Raw genomic sequence first — 23,164 nt, forward strand, 5'->3', positions numbered from 1 at the left:
GCTTCTATCGAGATCGTTGGGCTAACGACCCCTGGTTGATGGGGTCAACGGCGGTCCAGTTGGAAGAGGCTTGCGAGGTCGCGTGGGTCGAGCCGTGTCGGGGTTGCGCCATCGGCAGGGAGGAAGTGGTCCGCGTAGCGTCGTTTGCCGACGTGCTTGGCCGCGATGTGTTCCTCGATGCTGTTCGCATGGATCAGGTGGTGTACCTGCACCTCGCGGCGTTGACCGAGCCGGTGTACACGATCGCTGGCCTGGTCTTCCTGTGCTGGGCTCCAGGTGCGGTCGTAGTGGAGCACGTGGTTCGGGCGGACGAGATCGAGGCCGACGCCGCCGCTGCCAACTGTGACAACCAGGATCTTGCCCAGCTCAGTCCGGATCTTCTCGAGCGCCTGGCGTTTACTGGACCGTGTCATCATCCCGTGGTAGCGGAGACTCTCAAGTCCGAGTCCGCCGAGATAGGCGTGGATAAGATCCGCCATCACGACGTATGGAGTGAAGACCAGCGCGCTCTCAGCGCGTCCGGTGACTTCTGTCAGGATCTCGCCCATCCGCGCCAACTTGGGAGCCTCTTCGGCAGCCTTCCGCGGGTCGGTGAGGACGGAGGAGGGGGCATCGCCTCTGTAGTGCGCTGGGCTGTTACAGACTTGGCGAGCTGCCTCTATCAACCGGAGCAGTACCTCTCCACTGCGTCTGGTCGATGTAGCGAAACTGAATTGGGTCGCGGTGTCGAGGCCAAGAGCCTGTAGTAATGAGCGCTGCGAGGTGGACAGTTCGATGCGGTGGATGAAGTCCTGACGGGCCGGCAGACCGGGAAGGATTTTCGGATCGGCTTTCGTCCGGCGGAGAAGTACCAGGCCGACCATTTGGTGGGCTCGTTCCCGTTGAACTCTCTCGTCTTCAGCGCCGGTGGTCTGTCGCAGGGGCGTGACGAATCGCGATTCGAACTGTTGGCGTGTGCCGAACAAGCCCGGATTCAGCCAGTCCAAGATGGCGTGCAATTCCCGAGGATGGTTCTCCAGGGGAGTCCCGGACAATGCCAGTCGACGCGGCGATGACATGCGGCGGACCGCTCTGGCGGTCTGAGTCTTCGGGTTCTTGATCCTCTGAGCTTCGTCCACAACAACCATGCCCCACTGGTGACCTGAGAGATTCTCCTGGTCGCGGGCCAAGGTGCTGTAGGTGGTGACAACGACGCCGCTGAACGAGGAGGGGATATAGCGGTGTGATCCCCAGTACAGATGAATAGCAAGGTCGGGCATGAGCGCTGCGGCTTCTGCGCCCCACTTTTGCACGAGGTCGCCGTTCGGGCATACAACTAGCGTGGCTAGGTCGCCGAATGGTCGAAGAGGAGATCGATGGAATGCCAGTGCCGTGAGCGTCTTGCCGACTCCCATGTCGTCCGCGAGTAGACCGTTGAGGCCGAACCGGCCGATGCGTTCGAGCCAGGAGACGGCAGCTTGCTGGTGCCGACGCAGGCCGTGAAGATGGGTGGCGCGCGCGCTGGGACTGGCTTTACTGTCGCCCTCTGTCTGACGGAGCCGGTACAACAGGTGGGCCAGGCCATCGGTCGGACTGCACGCATATGTGCGATCCCCGATTCGGACGGTTCCGAGAAGCGCCTGGAGTGCGCCCGCCGGAGGCTCAACAGGGTCAAGTTGTGGCTGGCCGGCTTTCTGACGGATCGAATCGTCCATCAGGACCCATCGATTCCGCAACCGGACGACCGGCATGACCTCCTGTGCGAGCAGAGCCATCTCGTCATCGGTTAGCGGCTCGCCGTCGAGTGTCAGTTGCCACCGCCTGTCGAGGACTTGCGGGAGCCCGAGGGTGCCATCGGGCTCGGCGACAGGTGAGTGCTCACCGATTAGTACGCGTGGCTCAAGCGTGGCGAGCCAGTCGGCGTCCCAATCGAACGTGATTCCCATCTGGGCAAGTTGACTTCCTACACGTCCACGCAGCTTGGCCACATTGTCCAGTCCTATCAGTAGAGAGGCGGGTCGATGTTGATCGCCAAGGGCCCGGAGGGGCGAGAATAGGCGGCCGGCATGCCTGAGCAAGCACCGAGTTCGAAGGCGCAGCCTTGAGTCGCTTACTGGAGCCTTCACAAGCCCGCGCCAGACGTCGTCAGCGGGCACTGCAATCCCGGATTGACTTTCGAATAGCAGTTCGGCGCGGACCGACGGCTGGTCTGAACCGAGTCTGGGAGCTTCGATCCGGACAATCAAACCACAGTTGGAAAGCCCTTCAGCGCCGGCTTCCAAGTCGTCGACCCAGTCCTGCAGCGGATCGTTTATGCCAGCGGAGGCGACCTGTGGCAGCGCGATCTGGTTCTTCATTGCCCAATGCTCCATGTTTGGTCCGAGGTGCTCGGCAACCGCATCGATGAGCTGGCGTGCTGTTTCGGCACTGCTGGTCGACTCAGTAGTGCCCGAGTAGGTCCGGCAGCACTTAGGCAATTTGTCGAGAGCCTGCCCCCACCGAGCGAGCTGCTCATCGATGACGCGGCTTAGTGGAGCGATCCTCCAACTTGCATGACGATCCGCGTACACATGGGCATCGCCGACTGTCGGCATGATGCGGTCCGCAGAAACCCAGTTCAGCGCGGCGCGTATGATCGATGCCAGGAGCCGCGTCGACTCTGTCCACTCGCTTTGGCTCGATGCCGAACCTAGGAGAGGGACGCCCTCAAACAGGTCAACACGTAGGCAGTGCGCGTCCTCGGCCGTCCCGTCAGGGCGCACGATCGTGCGCCTCAGCCGCGACCGTCGGGCCTGTAGCCCAATCGTGGCCACATCGCGATCCATGGCGTCTCGGTCCGGCGGCAACAGGAGAAGTTGGGCACTCGATGGGCATGTGTCAACGTCGTACAAGAGGTCCCAATTGTTCGCGAGCAGGTACTCAAGAGCGCCGGTTGAGCCGCCGAGGCGGCTCCCAGTGACGGCACGGTCGCGGCTCCACAAATGAGCAATCCCGACCCGTTCGCTGGACTTCCTGACGTCGGCTGCGAGACTCGATGGGGCGGCGTCCAGACCACATAGCTTCACCAACAAACTCAGATGTGCTTGATGCTCGGCCGCACCGAGAGTGGGTCCGGAGCACCACGCGCCTGCCTTCAGTTCGCCCTTGACTTGCAGGGACACCTGAACCTCAACCGCGGCGGGTCGTTCTCGCGTCGCTACTCGCGGCTGGGGCAGCTTCGTAATCTGAACGTGCTGAGCCACGACACTGGTAGCGACCTCGGGCTTTGCTGCCAGCCACTCCACGATCTCGCGCCGGACGACCGGGGTCAGGCGGCCTGATAGGTCTTGCAACAGCAGTAGACGAACAAGTGTGGGGCTCATCTGATCCCTAGCGAGCACCTCTCGTAACCGGGTAGCGGTGTCGGTGGTGAACCTTCGATGACGCAACACATCCCGGACCCATTCGGGGAATCGTTCAGACACAGGGCTCCGTCCAACATTCTGTGCAGCGTGCCCTACAGTGCTACGCCTTGCTATCAATGAACACGGAGAGTACACCAAGTGGTTACCACTGATACGAAGGCCAGCGGCGATCCTCAAGGTGCGGTGCACCGGTCGGGCATGCGCTACGGCGGTGATGCCCCGCATGACTGTCGGGGGTACTGGTGTCGCACGTGCGGCCGGCGTGAGGATGGCACATTCGTTCCGTCAGGCTGGTACACGGTCCACCGGGCCCTGGGGTCGAAAGAACAACAGCGACGCATCGGTCTCTTCTGCTCTCTGACCTGCCTGATGCGGGCACATCGACAACTGCAGGCGGCCGCGGCGCATCATGCGGAAGATTTGGGATTGCCCGCGGACGACAGAGAGATACTCGATTCCCTATTCGAGCAGGCCCACCGACAAATTCTTGAGGACGGCCTGAGCATTCGAGACGTCGGCGATATGCTCGGCGTACCCACGGACGTCCTTCGAAGCTGGTTCAAGTCGGCTGGCATTGCCATCGACCACGTGGGCCAGGTTCACGACATCAGCGCACGTTCTGCTCCAACCCAGACGATTAGCAGTGTTCTGCGCACCCGCCGTAGCGCGTCGCCGATCTCGGCCCTCCACGAGTTGGCTCAAGCTGGCTACCTTTCGCAGCCGGAGTGGTCGCACACCAGAACTGGGCCTGCACATCGACCCACTTTCAGCTACTCGGTAAGCGTCCGAGTGAACGAAGGTCATGACCAGGTTGAGGCAACGGCGGCAGGATCCTCGAAGCGCGATGCACAGACCGACGCCGCGGATCGCCTGCTGACGATGCTGCGCGAGTTCGACCTGGATCGCGCTAGGGGGAAGCAGTCGGACTGAGCCCATCCCCCGCCGGGCCTCCAGTTGGGCCGATGATTGAGGTCGCACGACCCGGTCGACCGCCCTGCCCAGCGGCCCACTGCTAACCGTCCTGCTGGCACACTGGTGAGCGCGGGCGCCGCTGTCGGCCTTAGCGGGCTGGCGTATCTGACCTCCGCGTTGCTGGCCGATGGCCTCCCCGGCTCGCCGTCATCTACGGACCGGGCCGCGAAGCCTGCTCGCCGAACTGATAAAAGGCCATGCGCACGCGCCGTACCGGCTGAGTGGGACCACGCGTCATCAGGCCGACAGCGTCCCAGCTCTCGGCCCAGGACGGGCCGTAGAGGCGGCCGAGGACGGCTAGTACATCGGCGAGAGCGAAAGTCACACGCCTGTCGTGCCAAGCCCCGCCGACATTTCCCTGCAGGTCAGCTGAAGTGCTTGCCGAGAATGTCGATTGTCAACGGTTCGAGCAGCGCCGCCCGCTCGGTATCGAGTGCCGTCCTATCGGTCCCACCACGCCCGACCTTGAAGCCGAACTCCACTCGAAGGGACACGTTCGACACCACCAGGACGAACAGGTTGTCCTGGCGATTCGGCACACCGCCCTTGGAGAGCTGCGAGTCGAGGGTCGCCGGACAGCCGTGCACGTTCACGTTCTTCGCACCGGTCATCGGCACACTCGGCTCTGAGCCGACAATCGACACAGATACCTGCAACTTGTGGGACTGCTCGACGAAGACGCAGGACCGCTCAGTGCGATCTGCAACGGCTACAGAAGGCTTTCTCTAGATGCTTGCTGACGGCATCGACCGCGATGGCGCAGTTGACGTTCGGATCGGCTTTTACTCGCCGCAGGACCTCTGCGCCGCCAGTGGGCGCTTCAACCTGCTGGTAAGGCTCGCAGGCGCCAGGGCCGATGTACTCGGCGCGTACGCAGGCGCAGGCGCAGGCGCCCGCGTACGCCATATCGGCTCATTCGCCTTGTAGGTCAGGGGATGTTGCGGTGCCGCCTGCGCGGGAGCAGGACCGTTGAGCGACTTCATGAGGCCGAGCGCGAGCTTGTCCGCACTCGCACAGGTACTCGCCTGCAGTGTCACCACGAAGTTGGTACCAGCGATCCCAGACGGCCCCTGGTTCCACTGCAGGTTACACTCGGGCAACTTGAACTGGCGGACCTTCCGGTCACCGAACTGCCGGATGTGCTTCGGGGCCGAGAGGTCTACGCCTTTCCCGTAGTCCAGCTCCAGGCGAAGCCCGTCGGCGCCGGCACAGCTATCGATGTCCAACGAGGTCAAGTCATCCGGTTCACCAAGGGCACGACCTAGCGCCGCGCACGCGCTCCATCGTGCGGCGGGCAAGCGAGCGCCGTACTTCTTCGGATTCGTCAGCCGGGTGACGACGGCTGCCGCGGTCGTCTTCGGCTGCTCGCACTTGGCCGTCGACAGCACACCTGCCGTCGATGCCTTCACCTGGATGGTGTGGGTGACGCTGACCGGGATGTCCACCACACACTCGCTCTTCCGCGAAGTGGCGACGTACACCTTTGCACCATCGACCGTCAGCACTGAACTGGTACTGCGCTTCGCGGGATCCATCGGAACCCCAAGGGACAAGGTGAGACGGTCGAGCGAGCTGGTCTCCTGCTCACAGCTGTGCGGGCTCACCGGCTCTGCCTTCGGCCTCGCCAGTAGTGCGCATCGTCGAGCCGGGTCAGCGCCGCCAGCACCGCCGCCGGGTCGCGATTCTTGGCCACTACGGCCTTGGTGTGCACCACCTCCGGCAACGGCGGCAGCTCGCTCAGCGGATTGTCATCATCACTACAACCGACGAAAGTGCAGACCAACAAGACCCCGAGTACTACGCGACCAATTGACACGCCAGCCGGCTAGAGCTGACGGAGGTCAAAGCAGGACTGCCCCCGTCGTTGCTGAACAAGTCGCTGCAGCTGTAGCCGTACTGATCCAAGCGCGCCTTGGCCGCAGAGGCTTGTTGGGCTACCGGTGAACTGACATTCTGCAGCGGGGTGCTGGGCGGGCCACAGTCGAGCAGACTGCCGAGCGTCTTGACCGACAAGCTGAAGATCGGTGCTATTGCGGCCATTGCGAGGAGCGGGGCGCTGATCATCGCCAGCACGGCGACGATGATCGGTCCACGGTTGCTTCGCTGTGGCCTCGGCTGCCGGTTGTGCTGGTGTTGCGGCGGGGGAGTGGTCTCGTAGTGCCTGCTCACTCAGTGGACGCGGGCGGTAGGACGCGTTTGACATACGTTGCGAGATCGCGCACCTCTACCGTGAGCTAGGTATTAGTTCCTGCCGGGCGGAGGTGGTCATGCAATGTGGCCAAGGTCAGCTCGCCGAGTCGGGTTCTGGTCTCTTCGTCACGGCCGGGCAAAATCGCGAGTTCGACGTGAATCATTGCTTCGCCAGACCCGCCACTTGCAATGACGCCTTCATCGATCGCGCGAAAGCGGGTCTTGAAGCCTGGGATCGCGCTGTGGATCAGCTCGGCGGCGGCGTGATGAAGCGCCAGCGCCAATGCACGCCGGTCGAACGCTTCGGACAGGGACTCGGAGTACTCCACGGTGATCTGCGGCATGCGGTTGATTATCGGCGACGATGAGGCGAGTCATCTCATCTCCCACTTCCGGTGCTCCACGTATGTGGGTGATGGAGCCAGCTGTACCGCTGCGGAGATTGGTCCTGGCGGTGCTGCTTGCTCCGTCACTGCTCCGCGGGACGTTGACAAGTGGCAGTCAGGGGTGCGAACGGATGAGAACAAAACCGCAGGTCAGAGGGCAGATCGGCGGTACTGGCCGATCTGCCCTCGCCTGTACCGGGAAAATCCTCGACATCTACGAGCGGTGGATGGGTCAGCCCAATTCGGGGTCTCCGAAGGCACGGTCTAAGGCTTCGGCGGCGGCTGGATTGGGCCTCTTGCGGCCTATGTAGCGGTCCTGGGTCATGGAGACGCGGGAGTGGCCCATTTGGTCGGCGATTTGGCGGGCGGTTTGGCCCTCGTCGTCTAGGACGGTGGCGGTGGTCTTTCGGAGGGCGTGGGATCTGATCCAGGCGAGTTCGTCGGCTGGGGCTGGTTGGGCGGCTTGGTCGGTTTCGGCGAGGAGGGTTGGGGAGTTCTCGAGCTGGATGCCGTAGGAGGTGACCAGTTCGGTTACGAGGGCGCGGTCTACTTGAATGCGGCCTGTTTCGAGGAGTTCGATTCTGTTTTGGGGCCAGCCGAGGGCTGCGGCTGCTTGTTGGCGGGTCTGGCCGGTGTTGCGGCGGAGGGCACGGAGAGACTGGCCGAGGTCTCGTCGGGCGGTGCTGCCGACTGGGGATAGGGCTTCGCGGAGGGAGCGGCGTACGTTCGAGGGGTCGCGGTAGCCGCCGAGTGTGTCGGCGAAGATTGGTTCGTCGAGGCGGGCGCCGGCGGCGAGTCTGGTTCGCAGCATTGCGGTTACCCAGCGCGGTAGGGGCAGTATGCGCTGGCCTGCTGCTGATTTGGTGCGCTTGCGGAGGAGGCCTTGGCCTTTGACGCGGACGATGGTGCTGGTGATTTCGACTTCGCTGGCTTCGAGGTCGACTTGGGACCAGAGGACGGCTAGGGCTTCGCCGATTCGGACGCCGGTTCCGAGCATGAAGACGACGAGGTCGGGTAGGTCGGCTCGTACTGCTCGTTCGTCGGATGCGAGTTGGTTGTTCAGGAGCCGGACTTCGTTTGCGGTCAGTGCTCGTGGTGGGTTCTTGGCTGTGGCTTCGATGGATTCGACTTCGCGTACGGGGTTGACGGAGATGGCGCCGTAACGGACGGCGAGACTCATGGTGCCGGAGATGATGCTGCGGGCGGTCTTGGCGGTTGGGGCGCCGGCCTTCTTCTTGATGGCCGCGATCGCGGCGTCGATTCGGGGTGTGGTGGCTTCGCCGAGGCGTACCTCGCCGAGGGCGGGTAGGACGTGGTTCTTGATGGCGCGGTGGTAGGTGTCTACGGAGGTGGGGGAGCGCTTGCCGTCGGCCACCATGTCGGCGAACTTCTTCTCGAAGAGTTCGACGGCATAGCTGATCTTGTGCATCGCGGTCAGCTCGCCGCCGTGACCGGCTCGGCCGCGGTCCTTCAGCTTGTTGACGAGGTTGGTCTGTGCGGCGGTCTTGGTCTTGCCGAACGCAGACACCAGCCGGACTTGCCCGTCGGCATCTCGATAGTTCGCCCGAGCACGATGGCTGAGCGGCTTGCCTTTGCTGTCCGTCTTCACAACCTCGGTGCGGATCTGTCCCCATGTTCCGATGGGCAATGGGCGCCTCGGCATCTCAAGCCTCCCTCGTCCGCTGCTGACCAGACCTCAACGCCTGGCAAGGAGGCGACATCGAAGAGGCGCGGTCAGACGGGGTGGGATGTGACGCACAGTCACCGTGAGGGGATGGAGTCAGATGGAGAGCGAGGATGGCGATGGCCGGCTTCCGTGCAAGCCAAGAGGCGATCTGCCCGTCTGTCACGTTCGCCGACCGACCGATGGCCGAGGCAAAAGAGGGTGTAAAGCGGGCGCTGGGGGAACTAAGATGCCCAGGACACTGGCGTGACCTGGGCTGATGTGCGCCGCCAGGGACTCGAACCCCGAACCCGCTGATTAAGAGTCAGCTGCTCTGCCAATTGAGCTAGCGGCGCGCGTATTTTGTTGTGTTGCTGGTGTTCAGCCGGTGTTTCTGGCGAACGTGGAAGATCGTAGCAGGGGTCTGCCGCAAGTACGAAATCGGTTCTTGGCGCGCTTGGAGCGGGGCCCGGACAGCCCTGGTGAGGGCAGTCCGGGCGGGGTGGATCAGCGGTTGCGGGTCAGGATGGATTGGGCGGCGTTGTGGCCTGGGATGCCGCTTACCGCGCCGCCTCGGCGGGCGCCGGAGCCGCAGATGAGCAGGTTCGCGACGTCGGTTTCGACACCCCAGATCTCGTCACCCGACGCACCCGGACCGCCCGACGCGCCCGAACTGCCCGGACGACCCGAAGTGCCCGGACGACTCGAACTGCCCGAAGTGCCCGGACCGCCGGACGAAGGGGTAGGGAGCCAGGGCCATTGGAGGTTGGTGTGGAAGATGTGGCCGCCGGGCATGCCTACGGAGGCCTCGATGTCGAGTGGGGTTTTGGCCTCGAGGCAGAGGTCTCCGTTGGCGTCTCGGGCTATGCAGGGTTCGAGTGGTTCGGCCAGGTAGGACTCGAGGCCGGCCAGGACGCGCCGTACGGATTCGGCCCGGGTGGTGTCGTTGTCGGCGGCAAAGAGCCGGGCGGGGAAGTGGACGCCGAAGACGGTGAGGGTGTGATGTCCGGATGCGCGTAGTTCGGGCCCGAGGATGGACGGATCGGTGAGGGAGTGGCAATAGACCTCGGCGGGCGGTACGGCGGGCAAAACCCCCGCGGCGGCCTCGTCGTACGCGGTCTGGAGCTGCGAGTAGTCCTCGTCGATGTGGAAGGTCCCCGCGAACGCGCGCGCCGGGTCGTCGCCGGAACGAAGGCGCGGTAGCCGGTTCAGCAGCAGGTTGATCTTGAGCTGGGAGCCCTCGGGCCGTTCCGGTGAGGACTGGCCGCGGAGTCTCGCCAGTACGGCGGGGGCCACGTTCGCGAGGATGTACGAGCAGTCGGCGGTGCGTTCGCCGTCGCCGCCGAGCCAGGTGACCGTGCCGTTGTTGCCGTCGGCATCGACCGAGAGCACCTCGGCGTTTGTTACCAGCGCGGCGCCGGCGCGACGGGCCGCGTTCGCGAGGGCATCGGTGACTGCGCCCATACCGCCGACGGGGACGCGCCATTCGCCTGTGCCGTTGCCGATCAGGTGGTAGAGGAAGCACCGGTTCTGGATCAGCGATTCGTCGTGCAGTCCGGCGAAGGTGCCGATCACGGCGTCGGTCGCGACCACGCCGCGTACGGTGTCGTCGCTGAACCGGGACTCGATCAGTTCGCCCAACGGCCTTTCCGTCAAGGCGGACCAGAGCGCCGGATCGACGCGCGAGCGTAGTTCGCTTGCCGGTAGCAACGGCTCCAGTAGCGTCGGCGCGAGCGTGGCAGCCAGCGACGCCACCTCGCCGTAGAACCGCCGCCACTCGTCGTACTCGCGGTCGCTTCCGGTCACAGCGGCGAACGAGGATCGGGTGATCGCGCCCTCGGACCGTTCGACCATGAGGCCGAGGTCGCGGCCGTTGCGACGGATCGGCGTGTACGACGCGACCGGGCGGGAGCGGAGATCGAGCGACAGGCCGAGATCCGCCACGATCTTGTCCGGCAGGAGGCTGACCAGGTACGAGTAGCGCGACAACCGTGCGTCGACGCCGGGGAAGACCCGTTCGCTGACCGCGGCTCCGCCCGTGTGGTCCTGCTGCTCGAGTACGAGCGTGCTGAGGCCGGCGCCGGAAAGGTAGGCGGCGGCAACCAACCCGTTGTGCCCGCCGCCGACGATCACCACATCGTAGAAGTCCTTGCCGCCAGCAATGAGATCAGAGGCAACGATGTCGGAGGCAACCATCTCAGACCGGCCATTCGAGCTGGCGATAGGCCGCGTCCCAGAACATCCACTCGTACCGCGTGGTGGTTGCGAAGTGCTGATGGCACCGTTCCCGCTCGGCCGTACCGACGTCCAGCCCATCAGTCACCGCGAGCACCGACTCGACCACGGCGTCGAACTCCTCCGAGCCGTACGTCGCGATCCACTCGCGGTAGACCGGATCGGGCGACGAGCGCGCCAGCAACTCCTTGCCCACGTCGCGGTAGATCCAGTAGCAGGGCAGCACCGCCGCGACGGCTTCGGCGTACGTCCCGGTGGCACACACTGCCGTCAGATACGACATGTACGCCGTGGTGGTGGGACCGCTGCCGGCCGCATCCACATCGGCCGGGGTGAGCCCGAGTTGCGCGAGTAGTCCGGTGTGGAGTTCGCGCTCGACCTCGATCGCGTCCGCCGCGTGCCGCGCGAACATGCTGACGGCGGCCTCATCGGTCGCGCGGGCGGCGACGAGCGTGAGGGCGCGGGAGTACGCGCGCAGATAGTGACTGTCCTGCACGATGAAGTAGCGGAACGCGTCGTGACTCAGCGTGCCGTCGGTCAGTCCCGTGATGAACGGGTGGCGCACGATCTCGTCGTACACCTTCACGGCACCGCGGTCCCAGAGTTCGGCGGAAAACGTCATGCCGGGACCTTAACCGAACCGAGACACGCGCCCGCTGCCGTGGCGGCGGTGCGCGCCTACTCTGGGGCCGTGGACACGCCACCGGATACGCCGCTGCTGAGGCAGATCCGCGCGTCCGTGATCGGCGACGACCAGGTCATGCCCGGGCCGTACGGACCGCGCCGGGTGACGTATGCCGACTACACAGCGTCAGGGCGTGCGCTCACCTTCATCGAAGACTTCATCCGCGACGAGGTCCTCCCGAGATATGCGAACACCCATACCGAATCCAGTGGCACCGGCCTGCAGACCACCCGCCTTCGGGAGGACGCCCGGCAGATCATTCACCAGAGCGTAGGCGGCGACGACCAGACAGTGGTGATCTTCGCGGGTTCGGGTGCCACCGGTGCGATCGCGAAGCTGATCGGCATTCTCGGCCTGCGGATCCCGGCCCAGCTGGACGACAAGCACCACTTCACCGCGCAGATCCCGGCCGACGAACGGCCCGTCGTTTTCATCGGGCCGTACGAGCACCACTCCAACGAACTGCCCTGGCGCGAATCGATCGCCGACGTCGTGGTGATCCCGCAGGACGCGGACGGGCACATCGATCTCGACCGCCTGGACCACGAACTCGTCGCGCACGCCGATCGGCCGCTGAAGATCGGCTCGTTCTCGGCCGCGAGCAACGTCACTGGCATCGTCAGCAACACCGCCCGCGTCTCGGCCATGCTGCATCGGCATGGCGCCCTCGCGTTCTGGGACTGCGCCGCGGCAGCGCCGTACGTCGAGATCGACATGTACGGCGGTTGCGACGCGGACCCCCTCGCGTACAAGGACGCGCTGTTCCTGAGCCCGCACAAGTTCATCGGCGGCCCGGGTACGCCCGGCGTGCTCGTGGTCCGGCGCGAGCTGGTGCGCAACCGCGTGCCGGACGTTCCCGGCGGCGGTACCGTCGCGTACGTCAATCCCACCGAGCACCGGTACCTCGACGACCCGGTGCATCGCGAAGAGGGTGGTACGCCGGCGATCGTGGACTCGATCCGCGCCGGTCTGGTCTTCCAGCTCAAGCAGGCCGTCGGCATCGACGTGATCCGCTCGCACGAGGACTACTACCTGCGCCGGGCCGTGACCAGCTGGAAGCAGGAGCCGGCCATCGAGATCCTCGGCAATCTCGACGCCGAACGCCTCTCGATCGTGTCGTTCGTGGTCCGCGCGCCGTCCGGGCGGTACCTGCATCACAACTTCGTGGTGGCCCTGCTGAACGACCTGTTCGGGATCCAGTCGCGCGGTGGTTGTTCCTGCGCCGGGCCGTACGGGCACTACCTGCTCGGCATCGACCTGGAGCGGTCCCACGAGTTCGCCGAGGAGATCGAGCACGGCTGCGAGGGCATCAAACCCGGCTGGGTGCGGGTCAACTTCAACTACTTCATCGCCGAGCCCGTTTTCGCGTACGTCGTGGAGGCGGTGCGGCTGGTCGCGCATGACGGGTGGCGCCTGCTGGGGGACTACCGGTTCGACCCGGCAACCGGGCTCTGGAAGCACCACCGCGGCCCGGTCGAACCGCCGCTGAGGTTGTCCCAGGTCGGGTACGACGCGGACGGGCGGCTCTGTTACCCGCGCCACGACGACACCGCGCCGGAGTCGGTGCTCGACGAGTACCTGGCGGAGGCGAAGGCCTTGTTCGCCGCGGCCGGCGCGCCTTCGACGGACGCCGAGGGAACGGTCAACGCGGAGTTCGACCACCTGAGGTGGTTCGACCTGCCCTCCGGCTGTCTGGCCGAGGCCTATTCGCAGGTTGGCGTGCAGCGGCGGTAGCCGCCCTTGGCGTTGCGGGTCCAGGCCTCGCCGTTGATGACGAGACGGCGGTCGCCGAGCGGTTCGCGGGCGGTGGCGGCGATCGTGCGGGACACCACGTCGCACCCGCTGCGCATCGTCGACAGGCGGGTCTCGACCGTCAGTCCGGTGTCGGTCTCGGTCACGATGCGGGTGTCCAGCCCGCGCGCGCAGCCCGGAGCGCCGACTGGCAGCGCCACGACCATCACCAGCGCCCTGGGGTTCTTCTTCCCTACGCGTACGCCGACGATCGTGGCGGGCTTCTCCACCCAGCCGGCGGTGGTGCTGGCCGGGGTCGTCGAGGGCGTCACCACGGGCTGTACGGCGACGGGCGGCGGGGAATCGTCCTCGGAGCCGCCGAAGACCTGGGCCAGGACAAAGACGCTGAACGAGAGCAGGCCGATCACCGTGGTGGCGGCGACGGCGCCCGCATAGGCGACGCGGATGTCACGACCTGCCATGCTCGAGCCCTTCCTGAACCAGCCGTGGATCCTGAACCAGCCATGGATACGGGAAAAACGAACGGCCCCGCCCGAGGGCGAAGCCGTTCGTCTCCTGCATGGGGTGAGTGACGGGACTCGAACCCGCGGCCACCTGGACCACAACCAAGTGCTCTACCAGCTGAGCTACACCCACCATGTCGCCGCTCTCGCAGCGGCCTGGGTAATCATAGCGGCGGTTGTCAGAGCGACGAAATCGGGCCGGAAACCAGGCTCGCCGCGGCCCGCGCGGTGTCGCTGTCAGGGCCCGGCTGAGGCACAAAAACGGTCTGCCGGTAGTAGCGCAGTTCCGCGATGCTTTCGGTGATGTCGGCCAGCGCCCGGTGGTTGCCGTTCTTGGTCGGCGTCGCGTAGTAGACGCGCGGATACCAGCGGCGGACCAGCTCCTTGATCGAGGAGACGTCCACGTTGCGGTAGTGCAGGTGGGACTCCACCCGCGGCATGTCCCGGACCAGGAAGGTCCGATCGGTGCCGACGGAGTTCCCGGCCAGCGCGGCCTTGCGCGGTTCGGGCACGTAACCGGCGATGAAGTCGAGCACCTGCTGCTCGGCATCGGCCAGGCTGATGCCGTTGGGCAGTTCCGCCAGCAGACCGGATTCGGTGTGCATATCGCGGACGAAGTCACCCATCTGGGTCAGCGCCTCCGCGGGCGGCGCGATCACCAGGTCGATCCCGTCACCGAGCACGTTGAGTTCGTAGTCCGTGACGAGTACGGCGACCTCGATGAGGGCGTCGGCAACCAGGTCGAGGCCTGTCATCTCGCAGTCGATCCATACCAGCCGGTCGTTCATGAGGACCCACCTTACGGGCGCCGCCAGGGCAGCCGACGGCGGCTGGCCGAAAGGCCCTTGCGACCTTCCCCACCCTCTGCTGTTCTGTCTAGTGTCGCTACCAGGGGGAGACCGGATGACTTCGCAGCGTCGCCGGAGTACCGGGCGGGCGGTTCCACAGGACGTACCGCGGGGCACGGTCGAGCGCGCGCGCCTGCTGGCGTTGCTCGATGAGGGCGCGGGCCGTCGGCTCACCACGGTGGTCGCGGACGCCGGCTTCGGTAAATCGACCCTGCTCGCGTCGTGGGCGGCGCAGCGTTCGTGTGCCTGGTTCACGGTGCGGGCCGACGATGGTTCGCTGACGGCGATGGTGACCGGCTTGGTCGAGGCGTTGCGGTTGCAGGTGCCGGGCATCTCCGCCGTACTGACCTCGGAGTTGCACGGCGCGCGTGGTCCCGACGCGGACGCCGAGCAGCAGACCCGTGCCCTGGCGTACGCCGCGGTGCTGGCGGGCGCGCTCGACGAACACCTCAGCGGCGACCTGGTGTTGGTGCTCGACGACCTGCAGGAGATCGCGCCGGCCGAACCCGCCTCCCGGTTGATCGAGGCCCTGGTCCGGGTGGCGCCGGCGAACCTGCACCTTGTGCTGGCCTCGCGAATGCCCATGCCGTTCGGGATCGACCGTCTTCGTGGCCGGGGGCAAGTACTCGAGGTCGACGGGCCCACCCTGGCCTTCACCGGGCCGGAGACCTGGGCCGTGGCCTCGGCGGTTCTGGGCGAAGGTGGTGAGGCCCTGAGCGCCCGGTTGCACGCGGCGGTTCGTGGCTGGCCTGCCGCCGTACGGCTGGCGGTGGAGGCCTTGCGAACGGCGCCTGCCGGGCAGAGGCAAGAGCGGTTGACCCGGGCGTTACGGCCGGACGGCCCGGTGTACGACTTCCTCGCGGAGGAGATCTTCGCGGCAGAACCAGAGCAGGTACGGCGACTCGTGGCGCGCGTGGCGGTGTTGCCGCGGTTCGGTCCCGACCTGTGCCAGGCGATCGGGCTCGACGGCGCGAACGACGTACTGGAACAACTGCATACGCGGGGTCTTCTCGTCACCGCCGGGGACAGTTATCAGCTGAACCCGCTCGTGCGGGACTTCGCCAAGGCCCGGATTCCGCTGGAACCGGATGAGCTGACGGCGTTGATGCGGCAGGCCGGGCAGTGGTTCGAACAGGCGGGGGAGTTGCCGGACGCGCTCGACTGCTTGCTTGCCGTGGACAAAGACCGGGCCGCCGACCTGATCCGCGCCCGCGGTGAGGCGATGATCACGCAGGGGCGGCCCGAAAGTCTCGTGCAAGCCATCGAGAAGCTGCCGCCGGAGTGCCACGATCACGCCGTCGACGAACTCGAAGGCGAAGCCCGGCAGGTGCTTGGCGACTGGGAAGGCGCCGAACGGTGCTTCGACCGGATCATCGGGCCGGACGGCGAGATCGGTGCCGGCGTGGCCTGGCGCCTCGGGCAGATCCACCACCTGCGTGGACGGACTGACCTGGCCGTAGCGACGTACCGCCGGGGCAGGATCGACGGCAACCATCTGGCCGACGAGGGCATGTTGCAGGCCTGGTGGGCTGGGGCGCACTGGGTGCGGGGTGAGTTCGACGAGTGCCGTCGGCTAAGTGCGGCCGGCTTCGAGGCCGCACGCCGGTCGGGGGACCACCGGGCACTTGCGGCGGCTCACACCGTGATGGCGATGCTTGCGGCCAGCGACAGTGATCCGCGCGGGAACGCCTCCAACTACCTGCGGGCGCTGGACCACGCGGAACAGGCAGGAGATCTCCTGCAGGCCATACGCATCCGGGTGAACCGGGGCTCGCACCACAACGTCGAGGCCAACTACGCGCTGGCTATCGCTGAACTCGACATCGCGCTGGAAATGGCCGTTCGGGCAGGCTTTGCCATCTACCGAGGCCTAGCCCTGAACAACCGCGGCGAGGCCCTGCTGCGGCTGGGACGACTCGACGAGGCGATAGGCGAGCTAGAGGCCTCCCGCGAGGTATTCCAGCGGCTGGACTCCAAGCGGGCGGCACAGCCTCTGGCGCTGCTGGGCGAGGTCTATCGCGAACGCGGCGACCTGGCCATGGCGCGGGCTTGCTACGAAGAGGCCATTGCGATGGTGGGTGACGCCAAAGACCTGCAAGCGCTTGTGCCCGCGTTGTCGGGTCTAGCGCGCGTACTAGCCGAGGAAGAGCCGGATCGCGCCGTGGAGCTGGCACAGATGGCTAGGCGCGCTGTGTCGTTCGGGCCGGTACTAGGACAGTCGGGTGCACTCGTAGCGCTCGGGTGGGTCACCCTGCACAGTGGCGATCCCGTAGGCGCGGGAGATGCGGCAGACGAGGCCGCCGCGCTTTGTAGGCGCCGCCGCGATCGTTGCGGTCTTGCCGACGCGCTGGAACTTCTAGCGGCAGCCAACCAGGGTGACGTCCACGAGGTGCTCAACATCCGCCGGGAAATTGGTGACCCGCTAGGAGAGGCGCGGGCCGAGCTCATGCTCGCAAGGCAGTCCCCCGGCCCAGTGGCACGTGACCTGGCCTTGAAAGCCCGCGAGCGGTTCCTGGCCGCAGGAGCGACTCGCCACGCTGCAGAGGCACTAGCCGTCAGCGAGAGCACGGGACCGCCTGCAGTCCGCATCGAGTGCCTGGGCGGCTTCCGAGTGCTTCGAGAGGGCAAGCCCGTACTACTGAGCGAGTGGCCCTCCAAGAAGGCTCGAGATCTCCTGAAGATCCTTGTGACCAGGAGATGCCGTCCGGTGGCCAGGGCTCAGTTACTCGATCTGCTCTGGCCTGACGAGGACGAGAGCGTCACGTCGGCAAGGCTGTCCGTGGCGCTTTCCACCGTTCGATCGGTGTTAGACCCGGACAAGAAGTACCCGGCCGATCGGTACATCGGAGCCGACCGCGCAACGGCCTGGCTCGAGGGCGACCAGTTGGCGATTGACGTGGAGGCATTCCTCGCGGATGCCCGGGCCGGCCTAGACACCGCCGACGCGGGCCGAAGCACCCGGCTGCTACGAGCGGCCGAGGCGTCGTACAGCGGGGACTTCCTCGAAGAGGACTTGTACGCCGATTGGGCCGCAGGTCTGCGTGAGGAGGCCCGGGCCCTCTACGTGCGGGTGGCCCGGCAACTGGCGGCTCGGGCGAGTTCCGGGCAGGACCACGACGCTGCCGCGGGTTACCTGCTTCGGGTCCTCCAACGCGACCAGTTTGACGAACGGGCCCACCTGGCGCTCGTAGCGTGTTTAGTCGAGTCCGGGGCCCACGGCGAGGCGCGCCGGGCCTACCGCACGTACTGCTTGCGGATGGGCGAACTGGACGTCGAGCCCGCGCCCTTCCCAGCTCCCGTATTGACGTGATCCGGTTGTCCAAGCTGACGACTGGGTGCTGAGGCATCCTCCGACCAGGCGCCGTCCGAGGCGGTTCGGCCGGCCATCGACTCTCTTGTTCTGATGGCTCGATTCGCCTTGTGGATAACGGGGTTCGGGGTCAGCTGTCGGATATAATCGAGAGTATGTTCGATCCGATTGCTGATGAGTTCGACGTGGACCAGACGCTGGACCGCGGCGCGGCAGCGCGTGCCGCCGAGAACGCTGCTCAGGTTGAGTTGATTTTGGTGGCGTTGCATTACGCGGATCTGAACGCTGTGGTGCAGCCGCCGCCGGGTGGTGAGATCGTGCCGGGGATCGAGCGGTTGCGGGTGTTCGGGGGTGAGGGGTGTCCGCCGTTGGCGGAGTTTTGTGCGATGGAGTTCGGTGGGCGGTTGGGTATGTCGCACGGGGCGGCGGCGGCCTATCTGGGTGAGGCTCTGGCGTTGCGGCACCGTTTCCCTAAGACCTTCGCGCAGGTTCTGGCCGGCAAAGCTGAACCGTGGCGTGCCCGTCAGGTTGCCCGTGCCTGCCTTTCCCTGAGCCTGGTGGCGGCGGGAATCGTGGATGACCGGGTGAGTGGCATCATCAACAAGGTCACTCCAGCCCGTTTGGGCCGGATCGTCGCCGCTGCCAAGATGCAGGCCGATCCGGAGAAGGCGAAGGCTGACGCGGAGTTGTTCGCCCGGCAGCGTGGTGTGTGGCTGGGCCGGGCTAATGAGCACGGTACGAAGTCGGTGATCGCTCGTACCGCGGCCGGTGATGCGAACCGGCTGGACGCGGCCGTCGAGGAACTCGCCGAGATCTTGGCGCTGTGCGGTGATACCGACAGTCACCAGCAGCGCCGTGCGAAGGCCCTCGGCCTACTCGCCGATCCGGCCGCCGCCCTCGAACTCCGCAGCCACGGCCGCCGCAAGGCTGCGCGTTCGACTTCCAGCGCCGCCGGCCCTGCCAGTCCGGTCAGGCCCGTTGACCCTGGCGACACCAAGCTCAACGCGCCCGCCGAGGCCATCGCCGAAGCGTCCACCGACGCCAACGCCAACGTGAGCGCCTCCGCCTCCGCGAGCGCCTCCGCCTGCGCTACCGTCGACGCGAGCGCAAGGGCCGACGGCGACACTTCCGCCGACGGCGGCGCTTGCGCCGACGCGAACGTGAGCCGCGGTGGCAGACCGGACGCGGACCTCAGCGCGAGCCGTCACGTCGGCGCCGATCCGCAGCTCGCAGCCCGAGGCCAGTCCAAGGAACTCGAAGATGACCTTCACGAAGACGGCGTTGACGAAGACAGCGAAGACAGCGAAGACGGCGTTGACGAGGATGTGTCGCTGGATCGGTTGCTCGCTGACATCAAGTACCGCAGCGCCAGACGAGCCCCACATACCGTCTACGTGCACATCACCGATACCGCCCTGGCGGCCGGTGAAGGAGTCGCGCGGGTCGAAGGTATCGGCCCGATGCTGGTCTCGCAGCTGAAGGAACTCATCGCCCACGAACACGTCGTCCTCAAGCCGGTCATCGACCTGCGAGAACAGATCAGCGTCGACGCCTACGAAGCACCTCAGCGGATCAGGGAATGGATCAAGCTGCGCTACCCGACCCCGATGGTTCCCTGGGCAACCACCGAGACGACCCTGAGCACTGATCTGGACCACGTGCGGCCATTCACCAAGAACGGTCCACCAGGGCAAACCAGTACCACCAACCTCTCACCGGTCACACGCCTGCCGCACAACGCCAAAACCCACGGCGGCTGGCGCAACACCCTCCTGCCCGACGGCAGCATCGAATGGATCAGCCCACGAGGAGCCCGCTACCTCGTCGATCACACCGGCACCCAGTACCTCGGCCAGGTCGACCTGGCTACGGGAGTCTTCACCGCCTCGCGACCCCCTCCATCAGTCACTTTAAGACTGGCTGAAGGTTCCTGAGCAGGATCGCATCAAGCCGATGGCGATCCGAGGAGGAACTGATGGCCACACCTGTCCGGCCCGCACTCGTGGGATGCGAGTTCGGGGTGGCCGGGGACCGGTGGCCGGCCGGCTATCACACCGGACGGGACTACACGGCGGCTTGCGGTACGACGGTTCGCGCCACCTTGGCCGGGGTGGTGGTGCGAGCCGGGCCGACACCGACGTACGGCCTGCTGGTCGTCGTCGAGAGCAACGGGATCAGGCACTTCTACGCCCGGCTGTCGGCCGCGGCGGTGGACTGCGATGACTGGGTGGAGACGGGGGACCGGCTCGGCGCGACGGGGGGAGACGGCCTGCACTACGAGGAGCGTGTCGCGCCCTATCGGTACATGGATCATCGCAGTCCACTGTTCGACCTGCTGGACCCGAACCACCGCCTACTGGGGAGATGACGATGAAACTGTTCCGCGCCACAGGCCAAGGTCACCACCGCCTTCTTGATGACGGCTACGGCTGGGGCCACGGAGCCGGCGTGCGCTCGAAGAATCCGAGCTTCGCCGGCAGAGGTCCCGGCCGTTTGCCCGTCTTGACCCACTTGTTGAGGGCGTCGACGGCTACGACGAGTTGGCGCGGGGTGAAGTCGCAGTGGCCGACGCCATTGGTCCAGGCGTCGGCGAGGAAGCGCGAACCACCCTGCGAGTTGACCTGCAGTTCGTAAGCCCGCACGTGCGACGGCGTTACCAGCGCGTCCGCCCTCGTGCCGAGCAGCAGTACCGGCCGGTCGATCGAGCCCGCGAAGGTGCCGAAACGTTCCACGTACGACCGTCCGGCGCCGGGAGCGATCCGGTTCCGGCCCATCCGCGACATGGCCAGATCAACCTCGAGCTTGGGCAGACCGAGTTGCACAAGGCGCTGGCGGTCCGGCTCGCTGAGGCCGTACTGGTGGTCGAGGTTCTGCGCGACCGGGCCACCCGCGCGTTGTTCGAGCTGGGCCCGGGTCGTGGTGGCGAAACCCCAGACGCGTTCGGGCCACTCCGGCCCCTTTGGGATTCCCGCGAGCAGGCGCATCAGCTCGAAGCGGGCGGGACCACCCGGCGCGGCGAGCCGCTGCCGCAGTACGGGCAGTACCTCCTTCGGGAAGTTCAGGTCGTCGCGCAGGTCGCCGGGCGTACCCCAGGCCTGCGGCCAGCCGTAGATCGCGTCGTAGGCCAGGACCAGGTCAAGCATCATGTCGAACGTCCGCGGCGTGCCGGCGCCGATCGGGCAGCCGCCGAGCACGCCGTCGTACAGCTGGTTGCGCTCGGCCTCGGTCAGCGCGATCACCGAGCCCATCGAGAACCCCGCCAGCAGGGTCGTCTTCGGCTTCGATACCAGCGCCTCGAAGTACGTGAGCAGCTGACGCAGGTCCGTTGTGCCCTCGTCGACGGCCCAGCCATCGGCGCGATAGCCCGATCCGGCGAGCGCATACCCGCGCGCGAGCATCTCCTTCTCGGCCTTGTCGCTGAGAAAGGCCTCCGCGGTTGTCGAGGGGCGGCCGCCGTTCGGCAGCACGTTGCGCAGCCCGTGCGCGTACATCACCAGCGTGCCGTTCCATTTACGCGGGACGCGGATCTCGTACGGCGCCCCGGCCAGCTCGCCGCGCAGCGTGAACGGCCGCTTGGTGATCGGTCTGACCGTGGGCAGCGTCGGGAGAGGCAGCGGGGTCGGCGTGGGGGTGACGTTCTGGGCGGCCAGGGAGGTGTCGGCCTTCGCCTGGTTTGCGGCGGGGCCGGACGAGGCGGACCAGATGTTCTCCTGCACGGTGCGGACGGAGCCCACCAGGACGAGCAGCGCGACCATGGCCGCGGCCGCGCGAGGACGGCGGGTCACCGGGCGGAAACCTTCTGATGCATCAACGACGTCTTTCAGGCTTAGGCGGAGCGTGGAGCGGGTATCGATGGTCTTACATCGATGAGAGAACGAGCGAGACCGGCGGAGACCGCCGGCCGGGAAGGTGCGCCCGTGACCCTAGTCGAGACCGAGGCCATTCGCACGGAGCGGCTCGCGCTGCTGCCGTTACGAGTCGACTACGCCGAGGAAATGGCCGGCGTGCTGTCCGACGAGAGCCTCTACACCTTCACCGGCGGCACCCCGCCGACCGTGGCCGATCTCGCCATTCGCTATCAGCGCCAGCTCGCCGGGCCGCCGGACAAATCGGCTTCCTGGCACAACTGGGTGCTGCGCCGCCACGACGAGCCCGGCCTGATCGGGTATGTGCAGGCCACCGTCTCACCTTCGGCCTACGGGCTGGTCGGTGAGATCGCCTGGGTGGTCGGCACGGCCTGGCAGGGGCAGGGCTACGCCAAGGAAGCGGCGCGCGGCCTGGTCAACTGGCTGATCTCGCACCACGTGCCGACCGTGATCGCGCACGTCAATCCGAATCACGCCGCGTCCGCCGCCGTCGCCCGTGCCGTAGGCCTCACACCGACAGCCCGGTTGCAGGCCGCCGAGGTTCGCTGGCGCCTGCACCTGCGGCCGACGATCGCCATCCCAGCCGAAAGCCGCCACCAGGTCGCGTCCTAGTCAGGTCGCGCCGATCGCGTCGCAGCCAGGTCGCGTCGCAGCCAGGTCGCGTCGCAGTCAGGGTGCATTGCAGTCAGGCGCGTTTGGCCGCCTGCCGGCGCACCTTCTCCTCGAAACCGCATTCCCGCATGCTGCACCACCGGCGGCTGCGATTCTTGGTCGTGTCGAGGAACAGCCACGCGCACGGCAGTTCGCAGTGTTTGAGCCGGTCCAGCCGGTTCGAGCGCAGTAACTCCATCGCATCGATGGCGATCAGCCAAACCGGCAGGGCTGGTTCGAGCCGCGGCCATGTCCAGGTGAGGTCGTCGGGCCGCAACACGGCCGTGGCCTGCGCCTCGGCGTACGCCCGCTGGATCGCCACCAAGTCGTCCGCCCGGGCGGAAGCTCCTTCAGCGATCCCAGCGAAGACGCGGTAGATGGCCTCGCGCAGCTCGATCGCCCGCTCGTAAACCACCGGGGCCTCGGAAGCCCTCCGGGGCCCGGAAGCGTCTCGGGCCTCGGAAACGTCCGCGAGTGCGGCGTACGTCTCGGGCGTTAGTAGGTCCGCCTGGCGACTCCAGGCGAGTAGGGCCGCGTAGTCCGGCACGAAGTCGTGCTCGGTCTCGGCTCGGCGCGGCTCCACTGTGTTCGCGAAGTCCAGGCAGGGCACGCCCGCGTAGAACCTCGCGCCCTTGTTGTTCACGCTTCCACCCAATCGCTGTTTGCCGGAATTCTCAACGGGTACCCGCAGGATTCCAGCAATATGCGTTATGCCAGAAG

Annotated in this window: 19 protein-coding genes and 2 tRNA genes; 6 read left to right on the forward strand and 15 right to left on the reverse strand. The window is 66.3% G+C overall.

Features of this window, described 5'->3' with window-relative positions; genetic code table 11:
* Positions 1-44: 44 nt before the first annotated feature.
* A complete protein-coding gene (locus ACFFGN_RS00060; RefSeq protein WP_380043084.1) occupies positions 45-3,341 on the reverse strand; it encodes a DEAD/DEAH box helicase in 3,297 nt (1,098 codons plus the stop codon).
* Between the two features lie 180 nt (positions 3,342-3,521).
* Here ACFFGN_RS00060 and ACFFGN_RS00065 point away from each other — a divergent pair, with 180 nt between their 5' ends.
* On the forward strand, positions 3,522-4,313 hold the full coding sequence (locus ACFFGN_RS00065) for a double-stranded RNA binding motif domain-containing protein (RefSeq protein ID WP_380043086.1): 792 nt from the start codon (positions 3,522-3,524) through the stop codon (positions 4,311-4,313).
* A 193-nt stretch (positions 4,314-4,506) separates the two neighbouring features.
* On the opposite strand, the gene ACFFGN_RS00070 is transcribed toward ACFFGN_RS00065, so the two are convergent.
* From ACFFGN_RS00070 to tenA, 9 genes are all read right to left on the reverse strand, one after another.
* Positions 4,507-4,680, reverse strand: coding sequence for a hypothetical protein (locus tag ACFFGN_RS00070; RefSeq protein WP_380043088.1), 174 nt, complete (start codon positions 4,678-4,680; stop codon positions 4,507-4,509).
* A 40-nt stretch (positions 4,681-4,720) separates the two neighbouring features.
* Positions 4,721-4,966 carry a hypothetical protein gene (locus ACFFGN_RS00075; protein ID WP_380043090.1) on the reverse strand — a complete coding sequence of 82 codons (246 nt, stop codon included), beginning with the start codon at positions 4,964-4,966 and terminating at the stop codon, positions 4,721-4,723.
* A gap of 171 nt (positions 4,967-5,137) precedes the next feature.
* Positions 5,138-5,959 carry a hypothetical protein gene (locus ACFFGN_RS00080; RefSeq protein WP_380043092.1) on the reverse strand — a complete coding sequence of 274 codons (822 nt, stop codon included), beginning with the start codon at positions 5,957-5,959 and terminating at the stop codon, positions 5,138-5,140.
* Positions 5,956-6,171 carry a hypothetical protein gene (locus ACFFGN_RS00085; RefSeq protein WP_380043094.1) on the reverse strand — a complete coding sequence of 72 codons (216 nt, stop codon included), beginning with the start codon at positions 6,169-6,171 and terminating at the stop codon, positions 5,956-5,958. The genes ACFFGN_RS00080 and ACFFGN_RS00085 overlap by 4 nt, the downstream gene beginning before the upstream one ends.
* Before the next feature lie 418 nt (positions 6,172-6,589).
* Entirely contained in the window at positions 6,590-6,889 is a 300-nt protein-coding gene (locus ACFFGN_RS00090; RefSeq protein WP_380043096.1) for a 5-carboxymethyl-2-hydroxymuconate Delta-isomerase, read from the reverse strand.
* A 274-nt stretch (positions 6,890-7,163) separates the two neighbouring features.
* On the reverse strand, positions 7,164-8,360 hold the full coding sequence (locus ACFFGN_RS00095; protein ID WP_380043098.1) for a tyrosine-type recombinase/integrase: 1,197 nt from the start codon (positions 8,358-8,360) through the stop codon (positions 7,164-7,166).
* A gap of 517 nt (positions 8,361-8,877) precedes the next feature.
* Positions 8,878-8,950: transfer RNA gene (locus tag ACFFGN_RS00100), tRNA-Lys, on the reverse strand.
* Positions 8,951-9,101: 151 nt separating this feature from the next.
* Positions 9,102-10,790, reverse strand: a complete 1,689-nt coding sequence (locus ACFFGN_RS00105) for a phytoene desaturase family protein (RefSeq protein WP_380043100.1) — start codon at positions 10,788-10,790, stop codon at positions 9,102-9,104.
* 1 nt (position 10,791) lies between these two features.
* Positions 10,792-11,451 (reverse strand): thiaminase II, encoded by a 660-nt coding sequence (gene tenA, locus ACFFGN_RS00110; RefSeq protein ID WP_380043102.1) that lies wholly within the window; start codon positions 11,449-11,451, stop codon positions 10,792-10,794.
* A gap of 69 nt (positions 11,452-11,520) precedes the next feature.
* Between tenA and ACFFGN_RS00115 the strand changes: the two genes are divergently transcribed.
* On the forward strand, positions 11,521-13,248 hold the full coding sequence (locus tag ACFFGN_RS00115; protein ID WP_380043104.1) for an aminotransferase class V-fold PLP-dependent enzyme: 1,728 nt from the start codon (positions 11,521-11,523) through the stop codon (positions 13,246-13,248).
* Here the strand turns inward: ACFFGN_RS00115 and ACFFGN_RS00120 are convergent.
* The 3 genes from ACFFGN_RS00120 to orn form a co-directional block, all read right to left on the reverse strand.
* The gene (locus tag ACFFGN_RS00120; protein ID WP_380043106.1) at positions 13,218-13,727 is read right to left on the reverse strand and encodes a hypothetical protein; all 510 of its coding nucleotides are present in this window, start codon (positions 13,725-13,727) and stop codon (positions 13,218-13,220) included. The genes ACFFGN_RS00115 and ACFFGN_RS00120 overlap by 31 nt on opposite strands.
* A gap of 99 nt (positions 13,728-13,826) precedes the next feature.
* Positions 13,827-13,902, reverse strand: a tRNA-His gene (locus ACFFGN_RS00125).
* A 46-nt stretch (positions 13,903-13,948) separates the two neighbouring features.
* Positions 13,949-14,557: an oligoribonuclease gene (gene orn / locus ACFFGN_RS00130; RefSeq protein ID WP_380043108.1), complete on the reverse strand. Its 609-nt coding sequence runs from the start codon at positions 14,555-14,557 to the stop codon at positions 13,949-13,951.
* A 115-nt stretch (positions 14,558-14,672) separates the two neighbouring features.
* Between orn and ACFFGN_RS00135 the strand changes: the two genes are divergently transcribed.
* The 3 genes from ACFFGN_RS00135 to ACFFGN_RS00145 all read left to right on the forward strand — a co-directional run bounded on the left by ACFFGN_RS00135 (position 14,673) and on the right by ACFFGN_RS00145 (position 20,295).
* A complete protein-coding gene (locus tag ACFFGN_RS00135) occupies positions 14,673-17,927 on the forward strand; it encodes an AfsR/SARP family transcriptional regulator (RefSeq protein WP_380043110.1) in 3,255 nt (1,084 codons plus the stop codon).
* Positions 17,928-18,082: 155 nt separating this feature from the next.
* Positions 18,083-19,861 (forward strand): DUF222 domain-containing protein, encoded by a 1,779-nt coding sequence (locus tag ACFFGN_RS00140; RefSeq protein WP_380043112.1) that lies wholly within the window; start codon positions 18,083-18,085, stop codon positions 19,859-19,861.
* 41 nt (positions 19,862-19,902) lie between these two features.
* Entirely contained in the window at positions 19,903-20,295 is a 393-nt protein-coding gene (locus ACFFGN_RS00145) for a M23 family metallopeptidase (RefSeq protein ID WP_380043114.1), read from the forward strand.
* Positions 20,296-20,350: 55 nt separating this feature from the next.
* On the opposite strand, the gene ACFFGN_RS00150 is transcribed toward ACFFGN_RS00145, so the two are convergent.
* Positions 20,351-21,712, reverse strand: a complete 1,362-nt coding sequence (locus tag ACFFGN_RS00150) for a hypothetical protein (protein WP_380043116.1) — start codon at positions 21,710-21,712, stop codon at positions 20,351-20,353.
* A 132-nt stretch (positions 21,713-21,844) separates the two neighbouring features.
* On the opposite strand from ACFFGN_RS00150, the gene ACFFGN_RS00155 reads away from it, so the two are divergent.
* Positions 21,845-22,405: a GNAT family N-acetyltransferase gene (locus ACFFGN_RS00155; protein ID WP_380043118.1), complete on the forward strand. Its 561-nt coding sequence runs from the start codon at positions 21,845-21,847 to the stop codon at positions 22,403-22,405.
* A gap of 73 nt (positions 22,406-22,478) precedes the next feature.
* Here ACFFGN_RS00155 and ACFFGN_RS00160 read toward each other — a convergent pair whose 3' ends face one another.
* Positions 22,479-23,087, reverse strand: coding sequence for a CGNR zinc finger domain-containing protein (locus ACFFGN_RS00160; protein ID WP_380043120.1), 609 nt, complete (start codon positions 23,085-23,087; stop codon positions 22,479-22,481).
* Positions 23,088-23,164: the final 77 nt, after the last annotated feature.

This window comes from Kribbella deserti, from assembly GCF_042434725.1.
Lineage (GTDB): Bacteria > Actinomycetota > Actinomycetes > Propionibacteriales > Kribbellaceae > Kribbella > Kribbella deserti.